Origin of the sequence: Streptomyces sp. SID14478 (genome assembly GCF_010548525.1) — a bacterium.
Lineage (GTDB): Bacteria > Actinomycetota > Actinomycetes > Streptomycetales > Streptomycetaceae > Streptomyces.
In genome coordinates, this window is record NZ_JAAGMG010000793.1 from 1 (window position 1) to 3,350 (window position 3,350).

3 protein-coding genes are annotated in these 3,350 nt (G+C 72.0%); 1 reads left to right on the plus strand and 2 read right to left on the minus strand.

Annotated features, from left to right (window positions below; all coding sequences use genetic code 11):
* Window positions 1-235: 235 nt before the first annotated feature.
* The gene (locus G3I40_RS26210) at window positions 236-1,333 is read left to right on the plus strand and encodes a glycosyltransferase 87 family protein (protein WP_239091946.1); all 1,098 of its coding nucleotides are present in this window, start codon (window positions 236-238) and stop codon (window positions 1,331-1,333) included.
* Here G3I40_RS26210 and G3I40_RS26215 read toward each other — a convergent pair.
* Together G3I40_RS26215 and G3I40_RS26220 are read right to left on the minus strand one after the other, a co-directional pair.
* On the minus strand, window positions 1,285-2,928 hold the full coding sequence (locus G3I40_RS26215; protein ID WP_164304621.1) for a DNA repair helicase XPB: 1,644 nt from the start codon (window positions 2,926-2,928) through the stop codon (window positions 1,285-1,287). The two genes, G3I40_RS26210 and G3I40_RS26215, sit on opposite strands and share 49 nt — an antisense overlap.
* Window positions 2,929-3,020: 92 nt before the next feature.
* The coding region (locus G3I40_RS26220) for a WYL domain-containing protein (protein WP_164304623.1) at window positions 3,021-3,350 on the minus strand (330 nt) is incomplete at its 5' end.

Consider the following 3,350-nt stretch of genomic DNA (forward strand, 5'->3'; position numbering starts at 1 on the left):
TCGCGCAGTTCCCCGCGCCCCTGAGATGCGCACCTTCGGTGCGCCATCTCAGGGGCGCGTCTTGGCCGGGCGGCATCTCGTCGGGGAAATGCGGCGCGAAGCGCCTGCATTTCAGGGGCGCGGGGAACTGCGCGAGAAGCCCCACCGGCGCGCGGCCGCTAACGCACGCGCACGCCCAAGGCGAATAGGCTCGCCCAACGTGACTCCCCCCACACACAAAGTGACCGCATGCGTGCTGCTGGCCGCCTCCACCCTCGCCCTGGTGACCCTCTGCACCCTCCAACACGCCCCCATGGCCGACACCCTGGTCTACCGGGCGGAAGGCGCCGCCGCGGCAGCGGGCGGCGCGAACCTCTACGGCTTCACGGTCACCGCGTGGCAACTCCCCGCCACCTACCCCCCGTTCGCCGCCCTCCTGTTCATCCCGACGACCTGGCTCCCGCTCCCCGTCCTCAAGGCCGTCTTCCTCCTCGGCAACGTCACCCTCACCGCCGTACTCGTCCACCTGTCCTGCCGACTGGCGGGCCTGCGCCCCGCGCGGGCCACCCTTTGTCTGATCACGGGCGGAGCCCTGTGGCTCGAACCGGTCTTCCAGACCCTCCTGTTCGGCCAGGTCAACCTGGCCCTGGCCTGTCTGGTGCTGTGGTCCCTGACGCGGGGCAGGGGCATCGCCCTCGGTATCGCCACCGGCATCAAGCTCACCCCGGCCGTCTTCATCGCGTACCTGTTCCTGACGGGCCGCCGCCGGGAAGCCGGGTACGCGACCGCCGGGTTCGCCGCGACGGTGGCCGTCGGCGGGCTCGTACTCCCGTACGCCAGCTGGGAGTTCTGGACGCGCCGCCTCTACGAGACCGGCCGCGTCGGCAAGGCCTGGATCGTCGACAACCAGTCCTTGCAAGGGCTGGCCGCGCGGGCACTGCACACCACGGAGCCGGGTCTGCTGTGGGCGCTGCCCGCGGCCGCCGTCGCCGCCGCGGGCCTGTACGCGGCGACCCGCCCGACCCGCACCGACGCCGAGGGCATCACGCTCACCGCCCTCACCGCGCTGCTCGTCTCGCCCATCAGCTGGTCGCACCACTGGGTGTGGTGCGTGCCGCTGCTCGCGCTCCTGTGGGCGTCGGGCCATCGGCGTACGACGGCGGCGATCGCGCTGGTGTTCACCGCCCGCACCATGTGGCTGCTGCCGCACGCGGGCGCCCTCGACCTCCATCTGCCGTGGTGGCAGCAGCCGTTGGCGTCGCCGTACCCGCTGCTCGGCCTCGCCGTCGTCGGCGCGGCGCTGCGTCAGCCCTCGGCCAGCAGCTCGTCCGCGTCCACGATCCGGTACGCGTAGCCCTGCTCGGCCAGGAAGCGCTGGCGGTGCGCCGCGAAGTCCTGGTCGATGGTGTCGCGGGCGACGACCGAGTAGAAGCGGGCCTCGTGGCCGTCCGCCTTCGGGCGCAGGACGCGGCCGAGGCGCTGGGCCTCCTCCTGGCGGGAGCCGAACGTGCCCGACACCTGGATGGCGACCGTCGCCTCCGGCAGGTCGATGGAGAAGTTCGCGACCTTGGAGACCACGAGCACGCTGATCTCGCCCTGGCGGAACGCCTCGAAGAGCTTCTCGCGGACCGCGTTCGTCGTCTCGCCCTTGATGACCGGGGCGTCCAAGTGGGCGCCCAGTTCGTCGAGCTGGTCGATGTACTGGCCGATCACCAGCGTCTGCTCGCCCATGTGCTTGCGCACGAGGGCCTCGGTGACCTTGCGCTTCGTCGCGGTCGTCGCGCAGAAGCGGTACTTCTCCTCGGCCTCCGCGGTGGCGTACGCGAGCCGCTCGGAGTCGGTGAGATTGACCCGGACCTCGACGCAGTCGGCGGGCGCGATGTAGCCCTGCGCCTCGATCTCCTTCCACGGCGCGTCGAACCGCTTCGGGCCGATGAGGGAGAAGACGTCCGACTCGCGGCCGTCCTCGCGCACCAGGGTCGCGGTCAGGCCGAGGCGGCGGCGCGCCTGCAGATCGGCGGTGAACTTGAAGACCGGGGCGGGCAGCAGGTGCACCTCGTCGTAGACGACGAGGCCCCAGTCACGGGAGTCGAAGAGCTCCAGGTGCGGGTAGACGCCCTTCCGCCTCGTCGTCAGCACCTGGTACGTGGCGATGGTGACGGGGCGGATCTCCTTGCGCGTGCCGCTGTACTCGCCGATCTCCTCCTCGGTGAGGCTGGTCCGCTTGACCAGTTCGTGCTTCCACTGGCGGGCCGAGACGGTGTTCGTGACGAGGATCAGGGTGGTCGCCTTGGCCTGCGCCATCGCCCCGGCGCCGACCAGCGTCTTGCCCGCGCCGCAGGGCAGCACGACGACGCCGGAACCGCCGTGCCAGAAGCCCTCGACCGCCTGCTTCTGGTACGGGCGCAGGGACCAGCCGTCCTCCGCCAGCTCGATCGGGTGAGCCTCGCCGTCCACGTACCCGGCGAGGTCCTCGGCCGGCCACCCGAGCTTCAGCAGCGTCTGCTTGATCTGGCCGCGCTCGGAGGGGTGCACGGCCACGGTGTCCGCGTCGATGCGGTTGCCGACCAGCGGGGCGACCTTCTTGGAGCGCAGGATCTCCTCCAGGACCGGGCGGTCCGTGGTGGTCAGGACGAGGCCGTGCGCGGGGTGCTTGGAGAGGGTGAGGCGGCCGTAGCGGTCCATCGTCTCGGCGATGTCGACGAGCAGCGCGTGCGGCACCGGGTAGCGGCTGAACTCCACGAGCGCGTCCACGACCTGCTCGGCGTCGTGCCCGGCGGCCCGCGCGTTCCACAGCCCGAGCGGGGTGAGGCGGTAGGTGTGGATGTGTTCGGGGGCGCGCTCCAGCTCGGCGAACGGGGCGATCGCCCGGCGGCACGCGTCGGCCTGCTCGTGGTCGACCTCGAGGAGCAGGGTCTTGTCCGACTGGACGATGAGTGGACCGTTCACGCGCGGCACCCTTTCTCATGGGCATGGCCAGGTGGCCAAACGTCCAGTGTGCCGCATCGCGGAGCGATCACGGCCGGCCCGCGTCCGGGCCCCTACTGGTCGGCGAGCTCCGCGACGCCCGTCACCCGGTGCAGCGGATAGGTGCGGACCTCGTCGGCGGTGTGGTCGTACGCCGTCACGAAGCCGCCCTCGACGCGGATGGGGGCGATGACGCGCTGGCTGGCGGCGCCCTCCGCGTTCACGTAGCCGATCCACAGGGTGTCGCCGGTGAGGACCGCGGCCTGCATCGTGGCGAGGGTCTCGGCGGCGGCGGTGCGCGGGAGCTCGCCGCCCGCCGCGGGCACCGTCCTGCGCGGGGCCGTGGAGGCGAGGTCGCCCGCCCTGATCGCCCGGATCGCGGCGTCGAGGAGCGTGCCGTCGGG